Source organism: Shewanella sp. 8A, from assembly GCF_023475945.1.
GTDB classification, from domain to species: Bacteria; Pseudomonadota; Gammaproteobacteria; order Enterobacterales; family Shewanellaceae; genus Shewanella; species Shewanella xiamenensis.
Genome location: NZ_JAMDJP010000013.1, coordinates 117208 through 134229, shown reverse-complemented (window position 1 = coordinate 134229; position 17022 = coordinate 117208). Strand labels below are relative to the sequence as shown.

Genomic DNA, 17022 nt, shown 5'->3' with positions numbered 1-17022 from the left:
TGAATAACAATGAATTTATGAACTTGAGCAAATAAATTGCCCAAGTCCATTTTGGATAACAAGTGAATATCTCGTACTGTATTTCTACAAATTGCGATTCAACCTTAATTGAGCTTGCTAGTTTGAGTGTTAACGCTTTTCATCAGCATCGCAGCAAAAGCGTTGTAACTCTTTTAAGCCACAGGTAAATCTAAAATCATTGTAGCAATACTAAAGTAAACGAGCACACCAATGATATCGGCGATTGAGGTGATAAGTGGTGCGCTGGCTGAAGCCGGATCCATTTTTAACTTGCTGAGTAAAAAGGGCAGTGACATGCCAATCAGGCTGCCAATGATCACTACGATCTGCATGGTTAATGCAACGACCAAGGCGATTTCTGGACCGCCGCGCCAAAACCCAAGTAGCGATACTGCCAAGGCCATGCTGGCACCGAGTAATCCTGCTACCCCTAATTCACGCCCCAGCAATGAGAGCCAATCCTTGAGTATCACTTCGCCCGTGGCTAAGGCTCGCACCATCAAGGTGGCTGATTGCGAACCCGCATTACCGCCGCTATCGATGAGCAGGGGAAGAAAGAACACCAAAGAAACATAACTGGCAATGGTATCTTCAAAAAAGGCGATGCCAGCGCCTGAGAAAATATTACCAAACACCAAAATGACCAACCAAACGACTCGTTTACGATAGAGCAAGCCTATGCTGGCGGTTTTTAAATTGTGATCAATATTGCCGATGGCCGCAGTTTTAGTAAATTCAACATCAACCTGTGAACTGGCAATGTCCATCGCATCGTCATAGGTGACAATACCGACTAACTGTCCCTTGCCATTGATGATGGGGAGAGCCAATAAATCGTAATGGGCGATCATCTGCACCGCTTCTTGGCATTGAGCGTTGGCATCTAAGGCGATGGGGTTGTGTTTCATAAAGTCGACCACTCGCTCTTCTGGCTGCGCTAAAAGTAATTGTCTAAGTGATACCGTTCCAATTAAACGGCCTAACATATCGACCACATAGGCTTGATAAATCGTCTCTTTATCGGCGGTTTCTGTGCGCAGCATTTCAATCGCCTGGGCGGCGGTATGACGGCTATTGAGCAGGGTGTAATCCGATGTCATCGCTGCACCGACTTTGGTTTTGTCGTAGGCGGCTAAAGTGCGCATATCCTCTCGTTTTGCCTGTGCTAACACGGGCAATAGTCGTTTTTGTTGTTCAGGTTCGAGCAGGTTATAAAGATCGGCGCGCTCGTCCGCTGCCATAGTGAGCAACAGCGATGACAGCGTGGTTTTATCTAACTGCTGCACTAATTCTGTTTGTAATTCATCACGTAAATAACGAAATAAATCCGCCGCAATTTTGGCGGGCGCAAGTTGCAAAAACCGTAATTGCTGTGGCTGAGTAAAGCTACCAACTACAGCGGCAATATCTGCGGGGTGACGCTCTTTCGCTAAAGCCGTAATGCCTGCTGTATCGCGCTGCTCTAAAATATTTTGGATAGCTACGACGATTTGCTTAGTATTTTTTTGGTTGTTGTTCATGTTCATAGTTCATTCTCCCAACGATCTATTAATTAAAGAAAAAGGTAAAGTCAGCGCCCAGCTGTTGTGTGTTTCCTTTTAGGCTGTTGCCTAGGCTTAGTTGAAGTTGTAACTGTCTTTTAAGTAAATATTGATATGCGAGTTTGTAGGCTCGTTCATGGGACTCATGGCGATAAAATTCGGCTATCCATTGCTGCTCAGTGTCGTATTCGAAGGCGATAGCAACTCCTGCAATAAGCTGGGGCGATTGAGCGCCATACTGATCGATACCTAGGTTGCTATAGAGGCGTAAATTCTGAGCTGGCAAGTCATATCCCCAAATCCCCACAATTTGCGTTGTTAGAGGGTGGCTGCCTTGATGATTTTTTTGCAAATTAACAGCCAGCGCACTTTGCCAAGGGGCATAGTCTGCATTTAATGGCAATTTGAACCCCAGCTCGGTTTGCTGCTCATTGATAGCATTATTGCTTTGTTGTTCAATGCCTAAGTGCCATTCCCACTGGCCTGGGTTGCAGGTGCCACTGCCGTTTATCTGTTTTGCGCTGTGATCGGATCTCGGCTGTTGCCAACCTAGCTGTAACTCGCAGTGTTCGGCGATGCTGGGATCATCCACATCGAGTTGAGAGGCATGTGTTGCGACGCTAATACATAGCCCAAAAAATGCCCAAGACTGAAAAGCAAAGGTGAATGGCTTGTTTGTGTACGCCATGGTTTAACTCCCTGAGTGTGGGGAGCCAACTGGGGCAAAATAGGCGTGAAGATGTATTCAATAGGCAGCACTTATTCTCCGGCTCAATGCCGGAAAAAACCAATAGGCGAGCGCTAACGCTAGCATGACTGGCTAATATTAAGGTCTGAAATTGAATGTACGGGAGTGGGGTGAGATGTGTCACGCTACTACCCTGCTTAGCAGGTAGCAGCAAAATATTGCGGGCTAGTGCTAGGCGTTAAATCCTGTCTTTTGGACAGGGCATCTACTGTCGCTTATGTGTGTGCCCACAGTGGGTCTCCTAATGGTAAAATCGGCTAGATTCTAAACCGCTGACAATGAAAGTCAACCCAATAGGCAATTACCTATGTTTATGTTTCAATTTTGCTTTTATTCTTGAGTTAATTTTTGTTTTAGGTTTTTGCTGTGTTGCATTTTGGTGTTTAGCAGGTTGCCTTAGGGTGTCGGACTGTATTTTTATAAGGTTTGATATTTATTAATTGCTGTTGTTCTGCGCCAGTTAATGGATGTATTTAATGATAAAATCGATTTACGCAATCAGTTAAAAACCGAGTTTAATTAGCACAACGGTTTGGCTAAAGAGGAATCACCAGTGACATTTGCTTCCCAACAGCAGTCCATTTCGGCTGAAAACTGCCACTCGAATATTCGTATTGTGACTATCAATCTATTTAATTTTATTGAACCACCTTTAGCCTTTTACGATTTTGAAAATATCTATAGCCATGGCCAGTGGCAAAAGAAGTGTCAGTGGTTTGGCGAGCTTTTAAACCAATATCATCCGGATATTGTCGGGTTTCAGGAAGTGTTTAGCCCTGAGCCATTAAAACAACTTGCGGCGCAGCAAGGGTTAACACATTTTGCCATAGTTGATAGCGCCACTTTGGTCAGTGATTACATTTATCAAAGCCCTGTGGTTGCGCTAGCGTCGCGCTTTCCTATCCTTGAGGTGCATGCGATTGAACCCGATGCACATTTAGTGGCAGCGATGGGGTTATCGAGCCAATTTACCTTTAGTCGTAAAGTGCTGCGGGCGACGGTGGATATACCGCAAATTGGCGCTTGTGATTGCTATGTGGTGCATTTTAAATCTAAGCGCCCGGGACTTGCGTTAGAGCCACATCCCTTAGGCTTAACCTTAAGTGCGCCGCCCACGCTTGCGTTGCACTCTGAGACTAAGTTATTAACTGAGCAAGCCCTAGGTCGCTGGGCATCGACCATGCAGCGGGGCGCAGAGGCGGCATTGTTGTTCCATGCTATTCTCGCGCGGCGGCAAAGCATAAGATATCCGGTGATCCTGATGGGTGATTTTAACGATAGTTTGTCCATGGGGGCGTTGGATGCATTAACGCTCCAAGGCGAGCATCTCCACAGCAACGATATCAAGGCCGCGGGACTTGGGCATTTGTCTGATACTGCACGTTCGGCTGTGTTTGCCCAATATCGACTGCAAGATGCTTACGAGTTATTTATTGCGGCGAATATGCCCGATAACCTAGTCCATTCTCGGGAGCATCGAGCTGCAACCCATTACTACGGCCCTAAAGGTTCGGTACTCGATTATATTTTGCTTTCCAATGAGTTTGATGCCAGTGATAGTTGCAGTTTGGCTCAGGTGGTGGATTATCAAACCTGCGATAGACACTTAGTCAGGCCCGAATATGAGCGCGATGCTTACAGTACTGACCATGCACCGGTATGGGTAGAGTTGGCGCTGCGGCGTTAGTAGGTAAAAATAGCTGGCTAGGATGCCATCAAGAACAACAGCTCATCTTGAAGCGTTAACACGCCCTCGGCCCAGGGTTTTACCCGCGAAACTGGAGTATGATCGCAGACCATGGGAATGGAGAGCTGATGTTTTGGACAGATGGCTCGCACTCGAACCCTATTAGGTATATTATCCGCTTCCATTTTTAGAGGGCGGCGCCTAGTGTTCGAACGGTACTATTGATTACGGTGGTACAACACACAGGCGGTACAATTATCAAAGGCGGTACTATGGCTATCAGAATCAAACTTAAACCCGGTCGCGAAAAGTCCCTTGAGCGTCGTCATCCTTGGGTCTTTTCCAACGGGATCCACAACGTTAAAGGTAAGCCTGAACCGGGGCAGACCGTCGATGTGGTTGCCCACGATGGTCATTGGTTGGGCCGTGGTGCTTGGTCTCCTGAGTCTCAAATCCAAGTACGAATTTGGACTTTTGATCGCGAAGAAGAAATTGACCGTGAGTTTTTTAAGCGTCGTATTCTGCGTGCACAAGCGGGACGCGATGATCTTATTCGTGAGCAAGGCTTAACCGGCTACCGCTTAATTGCCGCCGAGTCCGATGGTTTGCCCGGTATTACCATTGATAAATACGCCAATGTGTTGGTCTGCCAATTGCTGAGCATGGGCGCCGATGTATGGCGTGACACTATTGTCGATGTGCTCGCCGAGCTGTACCCCGATTGCGCGATTTATGAGCGCTCAGACGTCGATTCCCGTAAGAAAGAAGGCTTAGCCTCTACCATGGGTTTACTCCATGGCACGCTGCCTGAAATGCCCGTCATTATTGAAGAAAACGGTATCAAAATCGCCGTTGATGTGACTAAGGGTCATAAAACCGGTTTCTACCTCGACCAGCGCGATAACCGCGCCATCGCCGCCCGTTTTGTGAAGGGCAAATCGGTACTGAACTGTTTTTGCTACACCGGCACCTTTGGCCTCTATGCTGCTAAGGCGGGCGCGGCCAGCATTGAGAACGTCGATGTCTCATCACTTGCCCTCGATACTGCGCGTTTGAATATGCGAGTCAATGGCTTAAGTGATGATAATGTGCATTACAACGAAGCCGATGTGTTTAAGCTGTTACGTCAGTATCGCGATGAGGGTAAAACCTTCGATGTAATCGTACTCGACCCGCCAAAGTTTGCCGACAATAAGTCGCAGCTCAACGGCGCTTGTCGCGGCTATAAAGATATCAATATGATTGCGCTGCAATTATTAAATCCGGGCGGGGTGCTGCTGACCTTCTCTTGCTCGGGATTAATGCCTGCGGATCTGTTCCAAAAAATCGTTGCCGATGCTGCGCTGGATGCCAAACGTGAAATCCAATTTATCGAGCGTTTAAGCCAGGCGAGCGATCACCCGATTGGCAGCGCCTTCCCCGAAGGTTTTTACCTCAAGGGCTTAGTGGCTCGAGTGTGGTAATCGTTTGATTGTGTAAACGTTATAAAAAAATGCCGGTGCAGTTGCAGCGGCATTTTTGTTTCTCGCATGGGAGTCTTGGTCTTTCGACTCAATCAGCCCTTAAGCGGTAAAGGTTTTCACGCCTTCAGGGGTGCCAACCAGTAACACATCGGCGCCGCGTTTTGCGAACAGGCCATTGGTTACTACGCCGACGATGGCGTTGATCTTCTCTTCTAATTCCTTAGGATTGATGATCTTAAGGTTGTAAACGTCGAGGATCACGTTGCCGTTATCAGTCACAACGCCTTCACGGTACACTGGGTCGCCGCCGAGTTTGACGAGTTCACGGGCCACGTAAGAGCGCGCCATTGGGATCACTTCAACGGGCAGCGGGAATTCACCCAAAATATCCACTTGTTTAGTGTTATCCACGATACAGATAAACTTTTCAGCCACAGCCGCAACGATTTTCTCGCGGGTTAATGCCGCGCCGCCGCCTTTGATCATGTCCATATGGCCGTTGATTTCATCGGCTCCATCGACATACACGGATAATTTATCGACGCTGTTTAAGTCATAAACCGGGATGCCAAGGGCTTTCATCTTTTGGGTAGAGGCTTCTGAGCTTGATACCGCACCTTCAATATCGGCCTTCATGGTCGCCAAAGCATCGATAAAGTGGTTAACGGTTGAGCCTGTGCCCACACCTACAATGCTGTCCTTCTCAACGTATTTGAGAGCAGCCCAGCCTGCGGCTTTTTTCATTTCATCTTGAGTCATGTTGACATCCTGTAATGGCAAATGAGTAAAAAATTCTGGGCTTAGTATACTCTTTTCCGCCAAATAGTGTGGTGCTATTGCACTATGGCTGTGATCTTGCTTACAGCCCGCACTGATTTAATCTGTGTATAAAGGGAAGTGCTTTAAGATAAAGTACATCTGGATAGAGACAATGCTCTATGCGGGCTTAATCTAACTAAGTTACTATTGCCAAAGCAGAATCGGCAAAATAAAACATTGGTTTAAGGGAGTGTGTATGGCAGGGGCAAGTTTATTAACCTTACTCGACGATATTGCATCCATTTTGGATGACGTGGCAGTGATGAGTAAGGTCGCGGCCAAGAAAACCGCTGGGGTGTTAGGGGACGATTTGGCCTTAAACGCCCAGCAAGTCACGGGCGTGAGTGCCGACCGCGAATTACCTGTGGTCTGGGCGGTCGCCTTAGGCTCGTTTCGCAATAAATTGATTTTAGTGCCTGCAGCCATGTTGATCAGCGCCTTTATTCCTTGGGCGGTGACCCCCTTATTGATGTTCGGCGGCTTGTTTTTATGTTTTGAAGGCTTTGAGAAATTACACCACAGCTATAGCCACCGCAAAGACAAACACGCGGAGCAGGCCGAATCTGACATACCCGAGATAAGCGATCTTGCGGCCTATGAAAAGGAAAAAGTGAAGGGTGCTATCCGCACCGACTTTGTTCTCTCGGCTGAGATTATCGCCATCACCTTAGGCATAGTTGCGGATAAGTCGCTCTCAACGCAATTTTTTACCCTCGCCATTATTGGTATCGTGATGACCATAGGCGTTTATGGTTTGGTGGCAGCCATTGTCAAAATGGACGATGCGGGCCTTTATCTTAGCCAGCGTCAGGGCGAGTCGGGCTTCACTCGCTTTAATCGTAAGTTGGGGTTTGGCTTACTCAGCGCGGCGCCCGTGTTGATGAAGAGCCTAACCATTATCGGGACCGCCGCCATGTTTATGGTGGGGGGCGGCATTCTGACCCATGGTTTACATTGGGTCGGCGAGCAAATTCACCATGCCGAGCAATTTGTGGAAACCTTTGCCCTAGTCGGCCCCATGCTTGGTTTACTGACGCCGAGTGTGCTTAATGCGCTCTTTGGTATTGCGGCGGGCGCCCTAGCGGTGTTGGTGATGACCGGATTCCAAAAGCTGCGTAGCTGATCCGTTTTCATCCTTTTATTGCTGGCGATTATAGCGTCAGCTAATCCGAGTTGTGCGAGTGCGAAGGTGCTCGCCGCGATTATTTCAGCGCTCAAGGACGAATTATGCAATTAATGCGTTATTGCCTTTCCCCCAATAAGTTGGCTTGGCTGCGTGAGGAATTAGGCGAACATACCGACAAACTGCTGGCGGCGATGGATGCGGCGGGCAGCAACTATCTGGCGGAGTTAACCGAGCTCCAAGCGGGGGATTTATCGGCAGGCGATTCGCAACTCAAGTTTGCATGGTTTCAACAAAAGCTTGCCTTAACCACGCGCTTAACAGATGCCGAGCTGGCTAATCTTACGCCACTGTCGCTGGTGGATGTGCGGGTCGAGTTAGTTTCGTCTGATAAGCTTACCGCCGCCTTACAACAACTTAGCAGTGAATCCGTGCTGGGGTTTGATACCGAAACGCGGGCAAGCTTTGAGCCGGGTGTTCAACATCCCTTGAGCTTAGTGCAATTGGCGACCTCCGATACCTGTTATTTATTTCAACAGGCGGTATTGGGTGAGAGGCTCGCTGAGCTTAAACCTTTGCTCGAAAATGAGCAGATCCTCAAAGTGGGGATTGGATTAAGGGGCGATGGCCAAGCACTGAAACGGGATTGGGATATTCAGGTCTCCCCTCGACTCGATTTTAATTGGGCGATGGCGCAGCTCGGGGCTGGAAAGGAGATGGGCACGCGGCAATTGGTGGCGGCATTACTGCATAAACGCATCGATAAACCTAAAAAAATGACTCTCTCGAATTGGCAACAGGTGCCTTTATCTCAAGCGCAAGTTCAGTACGCCGCCCTCGATGCATTGGCAGCGAACCAATGTTTTTGGCAGTTAATCGACAAGCTGCAAGGTTTTTATGGCAAAACGACAGTCGCTAATAAACCCTTATTGCCGCCGAGTTTAGCTGCACGACTCGCGAGCTATTTTCATCCAGCTTAAGACTTGAGATAAGGTCGCGAAGATAAGGATTAGGGAGCAAGAGATGTTGGATGCGATTTGTGTACTCACAACCGAGGCTGCGGCAGAGCAGGCTTCGTCACCATTACGACTCAATCCTCATGCTCAGGCTGGTGTCACCTACAGTGTGTTCAAGTTTCAGCAGTTACCCGAGGCTGAGATTGAGCGTTTGCGCCAGCATTTATATTGCCCCGCCTGCTATGGCAAAGCCTATTTTCGCAAAGCATCTAAGGATGGTAAGGCCGCCTGTTTTGGCTCCCGTTACCATGAGCTCGATTGCATCGAATTTAATCCGTCGGCGCAAAAGTCCCGTGAAGAACAAGATGCCCTCGAAGTGCAGCAACAATTGCTCGACGCCGATGCTTTGGTAATCGATTTTTCGCTTAATCCCAGTAATAAGAGACCATCTAACTCAGCGCACAAAATCAACGCTCCCCAAGAGCAAGAGGTTGGAGCCAAAAGTGAAATTGAAAATGATACCGAGCAATTAGAGTCAGTACAGGAGCCCAAAGCTGGCTATCAGGTGGCGGCCGATAAGCCCGAGATAGCCATCACGGCAAAGCGTACTCCGAGCCAAGGGCTAGAAAAGTTACTCCATAGCCTGCTGCGTGGCTCCGATCTGGCGACTTCCGATCTTTGGGTTTACACCGATGATGAGCGTAAGTACCGCTGGCGTGCGAAGAATTTGTTTATGAATTTTGCCGATGCAGATCCGACGGATAACAAACCCCATATGTATTGGGGCACTATCTCCCACAGCGACCCGACGTTATGTTGGCTCAATCCCGCCGACAGTAAAGACATAGGTATTCCAATCGAGGCGGTCAAAACCAAACTGTTTAAGCGCTTTAATATCGAAGATAAGCGGGATTTAGAGGGCGCAGGGCTTATCCTGTTTGGTAAGTGTTTTTGGAATAAGGATAAGACCCGCAAGATTATCCAGCTTTGGGACAATGATTTGCGGCGGATTTTTATCTCAACCCTTGATGATTAACCATCAGCGAGGGGATTTAGTCGCGAGTGTATGGGACCTACTGCGCTTAAATTTATCCTTTAAGTCGTTTTCACGACTCTTTTGTGAGTTTCTGGGTCATAGATAGTGCATCAGTTTTCACCGTTTACGCCGTTGCCAGCGGGTTTTGAACATTCTGCAATGAACTTACATGACGACTTTTTCAGCTTTATGCCAATTAAATCAACAGTAGATGGCAAACTTGTTTGAAAATTCCTCAGTTAATTAAGTTTGTCATAAAAAGTCCTTTACCTTTGAGAGTGCTTTTAGCATAATGCCCCACGTCAACAGGGGTGTAGTTCCAATTGGTAGAACAGCGGTCTCCAAAACCGATGGTTGCGGGTTCGAGTCCTGCCACCCCTGCCAAATAAAACAACGGCTTGCATAGAAATATGCGAGCCGTTTTATTTTGCGCGCGATAAATTTTCTCACCGCATTTGCTTACATTTGTTAAGTAAAGGTATTTGCAACTTTCGTAGTGTCTAACATACAATCGCAATCCATTTGGTTTGAGGATGTATGGTTTGAGCTCTGTGATACAAACAAGGCGAAGATTAGCACTATGGCTTGCAGCCATCTTAGTGTTGCTGTCTGTTGCGTTTGCGCTGCACAGTGTTTCCCACATCAATGATGATACCAAGGCCCACTGCGCGCTGTGTTTGCATCAGCATCAATTGCAGCATGCGATCTCATACTCTCCGTTAGATTTTCAAGTTTCTCAACAGGGTGTTATCTCGGTTGAGTTTGATGTTCTTTCCTTTAAGACGCCATTTAGGCGCCACTTCCATAGCCGCGCGCCGCCGCTAACAGCCTAACTCCTGCTTTTTATCTATTTCTCTTATTTTTCGAGCGCCTTGGCTTAACTAAGGTGCACGATGCTGTTTATTTTTGGAGTAAAAAATGGCTGTTTATTTGAGCCACAAGCGCTCGGCATTAGTGCTGGGCGTGGCGTTATTGGCGTTGGATACGAGTGTTCCCCTATTGGCCGCTGAGGCGGTGCAAACTGATAGCACTGGACTTAATGATGATATAGAGCGTTTAAGTATTCATTATCGTCAGGCTTACCGCGGCAATGTGCCGGCGACTGAGTTGCCCCAAGCGATTACTGTGCTGGATGAGCAACTGATTAAAGATACTGGGCTGACACGTTTTCAAGACCTGTTGGATTATTCCGCCAGTGTCGCGCGGCAAAACAACGGTGGTGGACTGTGGGATAGTTTTTCATTACGGGGCTTTCCTGGGAATGAAAACATGCCATCGGGCTATTTAATCAATGGTTTTAATGGTGGTCGAGGCTTTAGTGGTCATAGAGACCTATCGAACGTGGCCTATGTGGAAATCCTCAAAGGCCCGGGTTCGGCGCTTTATGGACGCTCGGAGCCTGGCGGGACTGTGAATATTGTGACTAAAAAGCCGCAGTACGAGGCGCAAGGCTATTTAAAAGCCTCCGCAGGGAGTTTCGATCAATATCGGTTGGAGGGGGATTTTACCTCGGGGCTGACCGATACCTTGGCCTTTAGGATCAATGGTGCTTGGCAGGAGCATGACAGTTTTCGCGATTACGTATTTAGCGATAAAAAAATCGTCACGCCATCGCTGCGCTGGCAACTGTCGGATAAGTCATCGCTCCTGTATGAGGTTGAATATCTTAGGCAAGAACAGTTATTTGACCGTGGCGTAGTGGTGCTCAATAACGACTTTAATACCGTGCCCCGTTCGCGTTACTTGGGCGAGCCCAACGATGGGCCAACTAAAGTGGATGCGACTGGGCATCAGCTTACCTATGAGTATGAATTAAATGAGGATTGGTCGCTTACCGCGGGTTATAACTATCGTGATTCGAGTCTAAATGGCTACTCATCGGATGCCGAATTAGCAAGGGGACGTCAATCCTTATATGACGATGGCCGAACTCTGACGCGGCAGCATCGCTATCGAGATTACGCTTCTGAAGACCATTCAGTGCGTGCCGAACTCAGCGGCCAGTTTGATACTGGCAGCATAAGACATAATCTGCTGCTCGGGACGGATGCCTATCATTATCGACTAAAAACGGGACTCTACCGTTATCGAGGTCAGAAGGGCGCCTATGCTATCGATATTTTGGCACCTCAATATGGCGCGGCTCAGCCAGAGGTCAGTCTGCTGTATGAAAACCGAGAGACTCAAGATGCCTGGGGCGCCTATTTACAGGATCAATTGGAGTTAACCGATCACTGGAAATTGCATTTAGGGTTAAGGTTTGACCGTTATTCCCAAGAAATCGCTGAGCAGGTCAACGCGAGTCTGTCGGATCAACGCGATCACAGGGTCAGTCCGAAAGTCGGATTAGTGTATCAATGGTCTGAGGCGTTAAGTGTTTACGGCTCCTATTCGGAAGGATTTTTACCGCTTTCAGGCACTGATTATGCGGGTAATCCCTTCGAACCAGAGGAGAGTAAATCCGTCGAGTTAGGGGTTAAGTTCAACAACACTTGGTTTGAGTTACCCGTGAATGGCAGTTTGGCTTGGTTTGATGCGCAAAAGAGCAATATCTTGACCTCAGATCCCGTCAATGTGGGCTTTTCGGCGACCCTTGGTGAAGCCAAGAGCACGGGGATTGAATTGGATGTCGCGGCCGAGTTAACAGAAAGCTTACAAGTGACTTTGTCCTATGCCTACCTGAATACTCGCACGGTGAACGACAGCCTGAATCTGGATTGGGGCGTGTTAATTCCGGCGGGAAGTCCACTGGTCAATGTGCCAAAACACACGGGCAGTATCATCCTCAAACAGGACTTAAATGATCTTTCTATCGACGGTCATTTAGGGCTGAGTTGGCGTTATGTGGACTCTCGTTTGGGTGATTCGGCCGATCCGAGTTTTCAATTACCGAGTTATCAGTTACTTGGAATGTTTTTCACGACTCGACTTGCTGACAACTTAAGTCTCGCACTCAATGTCGATAACCTGCTGGATGAGCACTATATCGCCAGCAGTTATTCGGCGCTGTGGGCCGTGCCGGGTGAGCCACGTAACGTTAAAGTGAGTGTTAGCTATGAATTCTAATGTCACAGTGACACCCGCCGCATCGCCTGAGACGCCTCAGCTGCAAGGGCGTCAGCGGATCAATAGCATCGACATGATGCGCGGCTTAGTGATGCTGATTATGTTGCTCGACCATGTGCGGGAGCGGTTTTTTCTGCATATGCAGGTGAGCGACCCAATGGATTTAAGCACAACCAACTGGGCGCTGTTTGTCAGCCGTTTTGCGGCGCACTTTTGCGCGCCTGTCTTCGTCTTTTTAACTGGGGTTTCTGCTTGGCTTTATGCCAATCGTGGTTATGGCGAGCCGCGCTCTGCACGCGAGTTTTTAATCAAGCGCGGACTATTCTTAATCGCCCTCGAAGTATTGGTGATTAATGTCTCATGGATGGGCAATTATCACACCCTGTGGTTGCAGGTGATTTGGGTGATAGGACTGAGCATGTTGGCCCTCGCGGCATTAATCAAGCTCCCAAGGCTATGGATGGCATTACTCGGGCTATTGATTGTCTTTGGCCATAACCTATTGTCGCCTATCCATTTTACGCCAGACGAGTGGGGTTATAGTCTGTGGACGATATTGCATGACCGAGGTTATTTAATTGCCGAGGGTGAGCTTAAGCTGAAGATAAGTTACCCAGCGCTACCTTGGATTGGCGTGATTTTATTGGGTTATGTAGCAGGCCCCGTCTTTGGCCGAGGGGGAGATGCGTGGCAGCGTCAGCAAAAATTAATACTGTTAGGGCTTGGCTGCGCTCTGCTGTTTGGCTTGCTGCGTGGGTTCAATCTCTACGGCGAGACGTTGCCTTGGCAGTTTGGCGATACCCTAGGTCAAACCTTAATGTCGGTATTTAATCTAACTAAGTATCCGCCATCACTGAGTTTTTTGTTGGTGACCTTGTGCGGGATGTTCTACGGCTTAGTGGTGTTTGAGCGCTATTTTGCTACAGGCATAGTATTAGGTTGGATGGGGCAGAGGTTAGCAGTGTTTGGCTCTGTACCTATGTTCTTCTATATCTTGCACTTATATGTGCTGCTGTTGCTATATTCGCTGGCTAAAGGGATATTTGGCGCCAACCATGGTGAGCTGTTTGGCGTAGCGCATATGGGGTGGGTATGGCTGATAAGCTTAGTCTTAATTCCTTTGCTCTATTATCCCGTGCGCTGGTTTAGCCGTTACAAAGGACAGAGTCAGCAGGCTTGGCTTAAGTATCTCTAAATTAGCTTTACCCTAAAACAATGCCCAATAAAAATGGCCGAGCGCGTGACTGCTCGGCCATTTGGCTTGGGGATGATGAAAGGGTTATTCGCTTAATAAGCTACGTAGCATCCACGCATTTTTTTCATGGAGTTGGATACGCTGAGTGAGTAAATCCGCCGTTGCCTCATCATTAGCTTGGCTAACCAAGGGATAGAGCGCACGGGCATTTCTAATCACTACTTCTTGGTCGCTTAACAGTTCACGGATCATGGTTTCAGCTTTAGTGACACCTTGATCTTCACGGATTTCGGTCAACTTGGCATAGGCCGAATAGGAACCTAATGCCCTTGCGCCCAATGCTCGTACCCGCTCGGCGATTAAATCGACCGCTAAGGCAAGCTCGGTATATTGCTGTTCAAACAATAAGTGCAAGCTAGTGAACATGGGGCCTGTAACGTTCCAGTGAAAGCTGTGGGTCTTAAGGTAAAGGCTGTAGCTGTCGGCCAATAACTGATTTAACCCTGCGGCGATTTCTTCTCTATGAGCTTGGTTGATGCCGATGTTAATCATGGAAATTCCTCCTATTGTCCTACTCAATAAAGATAGATTATCAAATAAGCTAAACATCTAAAGCGGTTAAAATAGATTCCACAAATCTATTTTATAGATTAAAGCGTAAGCAAACGTTTGACTTGAGTCATGAACTGTTTTTGGCAATAACATTCGGCCCATTTAGCTGGTATCCTTATGCGGTGTCAGTGCCTAATGAAACCCCAATAACCCTATGAATAAATCTGCCTATTTAGCCGCGATGGAGATAACTCCTTGGCAGCTTCGCGATACTAAAGTGCGAACTTATCAAGTGGTTTTGGATGTTGATGATATGTCGTCTGCCGCTGAGCCACTGATTGATACTGTCCTTGGCTTAATAGGGATCAGTAAGGATGACTGTGAGTTCAACACTGAGCCGCATAAGGGCAAAACCATAGTTTGGGATTTACGCCGCCACAGGGTTAGGCCCAGAGTGGCTTGGTTAGTGTCGGATCCCCTTGCGGACTTGCTGTCACACAGTGAGGCAAAGCGTGCCTTGTGGGGGCAGATTTGCCAGTGGCGTGAGCAGCAATTAACGGCCTAGTCGTGTCCAGTACACATTATCGTGAGTTACCTTTTAATTTGGATTTTCCCGTGAGTCATCAAGTCCTTAATACCCTTAACGAATCATTGCAAATCGTACTTCTGACGCCAACGGATGTGAGTCAAATGGCGCGCATTGAAGCGAGTGCTCATTCCCATCCTATGAGTGAGAATAACCTTGCCGATTGTTTTGGCCACTTGTACCGCGTTATTGGATTAATGCAAAGCAATGGCGAGTTGCTCGGCTTCGCGATTGTGCAGCAGATTGTCGATGAGGCAACGCTGCTGGATATTTGTTTGCCGCCAGAACAACAAGGGCGAGGATATGGGCATCTGCTACTCACGGCGGTTGTCGACTGCGCTAAGGCTGCCAAGGCGGTGGTGCTGATGCTGGAGGTTCGCGAATCAAATCTTGCCGCGCGCGCACTCTATCAGAAGCTAGGCTTTGTCGAAACCGGTCGTCGCAAAGGCTATTATCCTTTGGCTGAGGGCAAAGAAGATGCGATTTTGATGGATTTAGCCTTAATCGAAACGGTTTAAGGTTTAAAAGTAGATATAAAAAAACAGCGCATTAGCGCTGTTTTTTATGGGGCTAATAAAGCGAAGGTTACTTCACTTCTTTACCTTGAGCTTGCAAGTCTGCATGGTAGCTTGAACGCACTAATGGACCACAAGCAGCATGGGTAAAGCCTAGCTCATCGGCAAGGGCTTTAAGCTCATCAAACTCGGCTGGTGAGACGTAACGCTCAACCGGCAGATGGAACTTAGACGGTTGCAGATATTGGCCTAAGGTTAACATTTCAACCTTGTGCTCACGTAAATCACGCAGCACTTGGGCGATTTCTTCGTTGGTTTCGCCTAGCCCCATCATCAGTCCCGATTTTGTCGGCACGTTGGGATGACGCTCTTTAAAGCGCTTCAGTAGGTCGAGTGACCATTGATAGTTCGCACCTGGACGCGCTTTGCGATAATGCATAGGCGCAGTTTCGAGGTTGTGGTTGAACACATCAGGCGGCTCAGTCGACAGAATATCGAGAGCGGCGTCGATTCGGCCACGGAAATCGGGCACTAAGATCTCAATCTTAATCTCGGGATTGAGCTTACGGATCTCACGGATACAGTCGGCAAAGTGCTGGGCACCGCCATCACGCAAATCATCGCGGTCAACCGAGGTGATTACCACGTATTTCAGCTTCATATCACGGATGGTTTGCGCCAATTTAACAGGCTCTTCCGCATCGGGCTTGAGTGGACGACCATGGGCCACGTCGCAGAATGGGCAGCGGCGAGTACAAATTGCGCCCAAAATCATAAAGGTCGCAGTGCCGTGGTTAAAACATTCTGCCAAGTTAGGACAAGAAGCTTCTTCACAGACCGAGTGCAGGCCGTTAGCGCGTAACGCTTGCTTAATATCGAGAATGCGTTGGTTAGAGGCGGGCAGTTTAACCCTTAACCAATCGGGTTTGCGTAACATGGTTTCGCGCTCAGAGGGCACGATTTTAACCGGAATACGTGAGACTTTATCGGCATCTCTTAATTTGACTCCGGGTTGTAAACGTTCAGGCCTATTCATGACGCTGCTAATCCTTGATGATGAACTAGATGTTGGTAGCCCAGTAGTTGGCTAAAGGTAATAATGAGTTGCTCGCCTGCTTCAATCACGGTTTGTGGGCCGCCAAGTTCCTTACATTGCACCATCTCAAGACCAGCATAACCACAGGGGTTAATGCGTCGAAACGGCGCTAGATCCATATCCACATTCAGTGCTAAGCCATGGAATGAACAGCCTTTACGGATCCTTAGACCCAAAGAGGCAATTTTGCGCTCATCCACATACACCCCCGGTGCATCGGCCTTGGCGTAGGCAGTGATAGCGTATTTGGCAAGCATATCGATAATGCTTTGCTCGATATGGGTCACAAGCTGGCGGACACCCACTTTACTGCGTTTAATATCGAGGAGAGGGTAGACAACTAATTGCCCTGGTCCGTGGTAAGTGACTTGACCACCACGATCCACTTGGATCACGGGAATATCGCCCGGATTCAAAATATGTTCGCTTTTACCGGCTTGGCCTTGGGTAAATACGGGTGGATGTTCAACGATCCACAGTTCGTCTGGACTGTCGCTGTTGCGAGTGTCGGTGTAATGCTGCATTGCATGCCACACAGACTCATAATCCTGCTGTCCCAGATGCCGAATATGCAAAGTGGTGTCTTGCAAGGGCAACCTCTCCCCTATAATTGAGTGG

At 48.1% G+C, this 17022-nt stretch carries 16 protein-coding genes and 1 tRNA gene; 11 read left to right on the top strand and 6 right to left on the bottom strand.

All coding sequences use genetic code 11. The features are described from left to right. Window positions 1-173 precede the first annotated feature (173 nt). Both mgtE and M0413_RS12295 read right to left on the bottom strand, forming a co-directional pair. Entirely contained in the window at window positions 174-1547 is a 1374-nt protein-coding gene (gene mgtE / locus M0413_RS12300; protein ID WP_037415108.1) for a magnesium transporter, read from the bottom strand. Between the two features lie 22 nt (window positions 1548-1569). Beyond that, window positions 1570-2250 carry a hypothetical protein gene (locus M0413_RS12295; protein ID WP_249554399.1) on the bottom strand — a complete coding sequence of 227 codons (681 nt, stop codon included), beginning with the start codon at window positions 2248-2250 and terminating at the stop codon, window positions 1570-1572. 613 nt (window positions 2251-2863) lie between these two features. Here M0413_RS12295 and M0413_RS12290 point away from each other — a divergent pair. Together M0413_RS12290 and M0413_RS12285 are read left to right on the top strand one after the other, a co-directional pair. Next, a complete protein-coding gene (locus tag M0413_RS12290) occupies window positions 2864-3997 on the top strand; it encodes an endonuclease/exonuclease/phosphatase family protein (protein WP_249554397.1) in 1134 nt (377 codons plus the stop codon). Between the two features lie 272 nt (window positions 3998-4269). Then, complete coding sequence (locus M0413_RS12285) at window positions 4270-5460, top strand: class I SAM-dependent rRNA methyltransferase (RefSeq protein ID WP_037430568.1); 1191 nt, start codon at window positions 4270-4272, stop codon at window positions 5458-5460. Between the two features lie 99 nt (window positions 5461-5559). Here the strand turns inward: M0413_RS12285 and rpiA are convergent, their stop codons facing one another. Then, the gene (gene rpiA, locus M0413_RS12280; RefSeq protein ID WP_188870269.1) at window positions 5560-6219 is read right to left on the bottom strand and encodes a ribose-5-phosphate isomerase RpiA; all 660 of its coding nucleotides are present in this window, start codon (window positions 6217-6219) and stop codon (window positions 5560-5562) included. 256 nt (window positions 6220-6475) lie between these two features. Here rpiA and M0413_RS12275 point away from each other — a divergent pair, with 256 nt between their 5' ends. The 7 genes from M0413_RS12275 to M0413_RS12245 all read left to right on the top strand — a co-directional run bounded on the left by M0413_RS12275 (window position 6476) and on the right by M0413_RS12245 (window position 13655). Then, window positions 6476-7402, top strand: coding sequence for a DUF808 domain-containing protein (locus tag M0413_RS12275; protein ID WP_188870267.1), 927 nt, complete (start codon window positions 6476-6478; stop codon window positions 7400-7402). Window positions 7403-7506: 104 nt separating this feature from the next. Then, entirely contained in the window at window positions 7507-8382 is an 876-nt protein-coding gene (locus M0413_RS12270) for a 3'-5' exonuclease (RefSeq protein ID WP_249554395.1), read from the top strand. Between the two features lie 43 nt (window positions 8383-8425). Further along, entirely contained in the window at window positions 8426-9394 is a 969-nt protein-coding gene (locus M0413_RS12265; protein ID WP_249554393.1) for a hypothetical protein, read from the top strand. Window positions 9395-9701: 307 nt separating this feature from the next. Then, window positions 9702-9778 (top strand) — tRNA-Trp (locus M0413_RS12260). Between the two features lie 158 nt (window positions 9779-9936). Continuing rightward, window positions 9937-10227, top strand: coding sequence for a DUF2946 domain-containing protein (locus M0413_RS12255; RefSeq protein WP_249554391.1), 291 nt, complete (start codon window positions 9937-9939; stop codon window positions 10225-10227). A gap of 85 nt (window positions 10228-10312) precedes the next feature. Continuing rightward, window positions 10313-12460 carry a TonB-dependent siderophore receptor gene (locus tag M0413_RS12250; RefSeq protein ID WP_249554389.1) on the top strand — a complete coding sequence of 716 codons (2148 nt, stop codon included), beginning with the start codon at window positions 10313-10315 and terminating at the stop codon, window positions 12458-12460. Beyond that, complete coding sequence (locus tag M0413_RS12245) at window positions 12450-13655, top strand: acetyltransferase domain-containing protein (protein ID WP_249554387.1); 1206 nt, start codon at window positions 12450-12452, stop codon at window positions 13653-13655. Before M0413_RS12250 ends, M0413_RS12245 begins: the two co-directional genes overlap by 11 nt. 84 nt (window positions 13656-13739) lie before the next feature. On the opposite strand, the gene dpsA is transcribed toward M0413_RS12245, so the two are convergent. Further along, window positions 13740-14207, bottom strand: coding sequence for a DNA starvation/stationary phase protection protein DpsA (gene dpsA, locus M0413_RS12240; protein ID WP_055648080.1), 468 nt, complete (start codon window positions 14205-14207; stop codon window positions 13740-13742). Between the two features lie 214 nt (window positions 14208-14421). Between dpsA and M0413_RS12235 the strand changes: the two genes are divergently transcribed. After that, a complete protein-coding gene (locus M0413_RS12235) occupies window positions 14422-14772 on the top strand; it encodes a DNA polymerase III subunit psi (protein ID WP_055648081.1) in 351 nt (116 codons plus the stop codon). 86 nt (window positions 14773-14858) lie between these two features. Then, window positions 14859-15311: a ribosomal protein S18-alanine N-acetyltransferase gene (gene rimI / locus M0413_RS12230; protein ID WP_374906414.1), complete on the top strand. Its 453-nt coding sequence runs from the start codon at window positions 14859-14861 to the stop codon at window positions 15309-15311. A 67-nt stretch (window positions 15312-15378) separates the two neighbouring features. Here rimI and lipA read toward each other — a convergent pair whose 3' ends face one another. Continuing rightward, the gene (gene lipA, locus M0413_RS12225) at window positions 15379-16344 is read right to left on the bottom strand and encodes a lipoyl synthase (RefSeq protein ID WP_023268311.1); all 966 of its coding nucleotides are present in this window, start codon (window positions 16342-16344) and stop codon (window positions 15379-15381) included. Beyond that, the gene (lipB, locus tag M0413_RS12220; protein WP_037430802.1) at window positions 16341-16994 is read right to left on the bottom strand and encodes a lipoyl(octanoyl) transferase LipB; all 654 of its coding nucleotides are present in this window, start codon (window positions 16992-16994) and stop codon (window positions 16341-16343) included. The genes lipA and lipB overlap by 4 nt, the downstream gene beginning before the upstream one ends. Between the last annotated feature and the right edge of the window lie 28 nt (window positions 16995-17022).

Excerpts from the sequence above, each read along its gene's own strand:
- mgtE (WP_037415108.1), bottom strand. The coding sequence starts at position 1,547 with ATGAACATGAACAACAACCAAAAAAATACTAAGCAAATCGTCGTAGCT.
- dpsA (WP_055648080.1), bottom strand. The coding sequence starts at position 14,207 with ATGATTAACATCGGCATCAACCAAGCTCATAGAGAAGAAATCGCCGCA.
- rpiA (WP_188870269.1), bottom strand. The coding sequence starts at position 6,219 with ATGACTCAAGATGAAATGAAAAAAGCCGCAGGCTGGGCTGCTCTCAAA.
- M0413_RS12245 (WP_249554387.1), top strand. The coding sequence starts at position 12,450 with ATGAATTCTAATGTCACAGTGACACCCGCCGCATCGCCTGAGACGCCT.
- M0413_RS12275 (WP_188870267.1), top strand. The coding sequence starts at position 6,476 with ATGGCAGGGGCAAGTTTATTAACCTTACTCGACGATATTGCATCCATT.
- M0413_RS12265 (WP_249554393.1), top strand. The coding sequence starts at position 8,426 with ATGTTGGATGCGATTTGTGTACTCACAACCGAGGCTGCGGCAGAGCAG.
- M0413_RS12250 (WP_249554389.1), top strand. The coding sequence starts at position 10,313 with ATGGCTGTTTATTTGAGCCACAAGCGCTCGGCATTAGTGCTGGGCGTG.
- M0413_RS12270 (WP_249554395.1), top strand. The coding sequence starts at position 7,507 with ATGCAATTAATGCGTTATTGCCTTTCCCCCAATAAGTTGGCTTGGCTG.
- M0413_RS12235 (WP_055648081.1), top strand. The coding sequence starts at position 14,422 with ATGAATAAATCTGCCTATTTAGCCGCGATGGAGATAACTCCTTGGCAG.
- M0413_RS12285 (WP_037430568.1), top strand. The coding sequence starts at position 4,270 with ATGGCTATCAGAATCAAACTTAAACCCGGTCGCGAAAAGTCCCTTGAG.
- M0413_RS12295 (WP_249554399.1), bottom strand. The coding sequence starts at position 2,250 with ATGGCGTACACAAACAAGCCATTCACCTTTGCTTTTCAGTCTTGGGCA.
- lipA (WP_023268311.1), bottom strand. The coding sequence starts at position 16,344 with ATGAATAGGCCTGAACGTTTACAACCCGGAGTCAAATTAAGAGATGCC.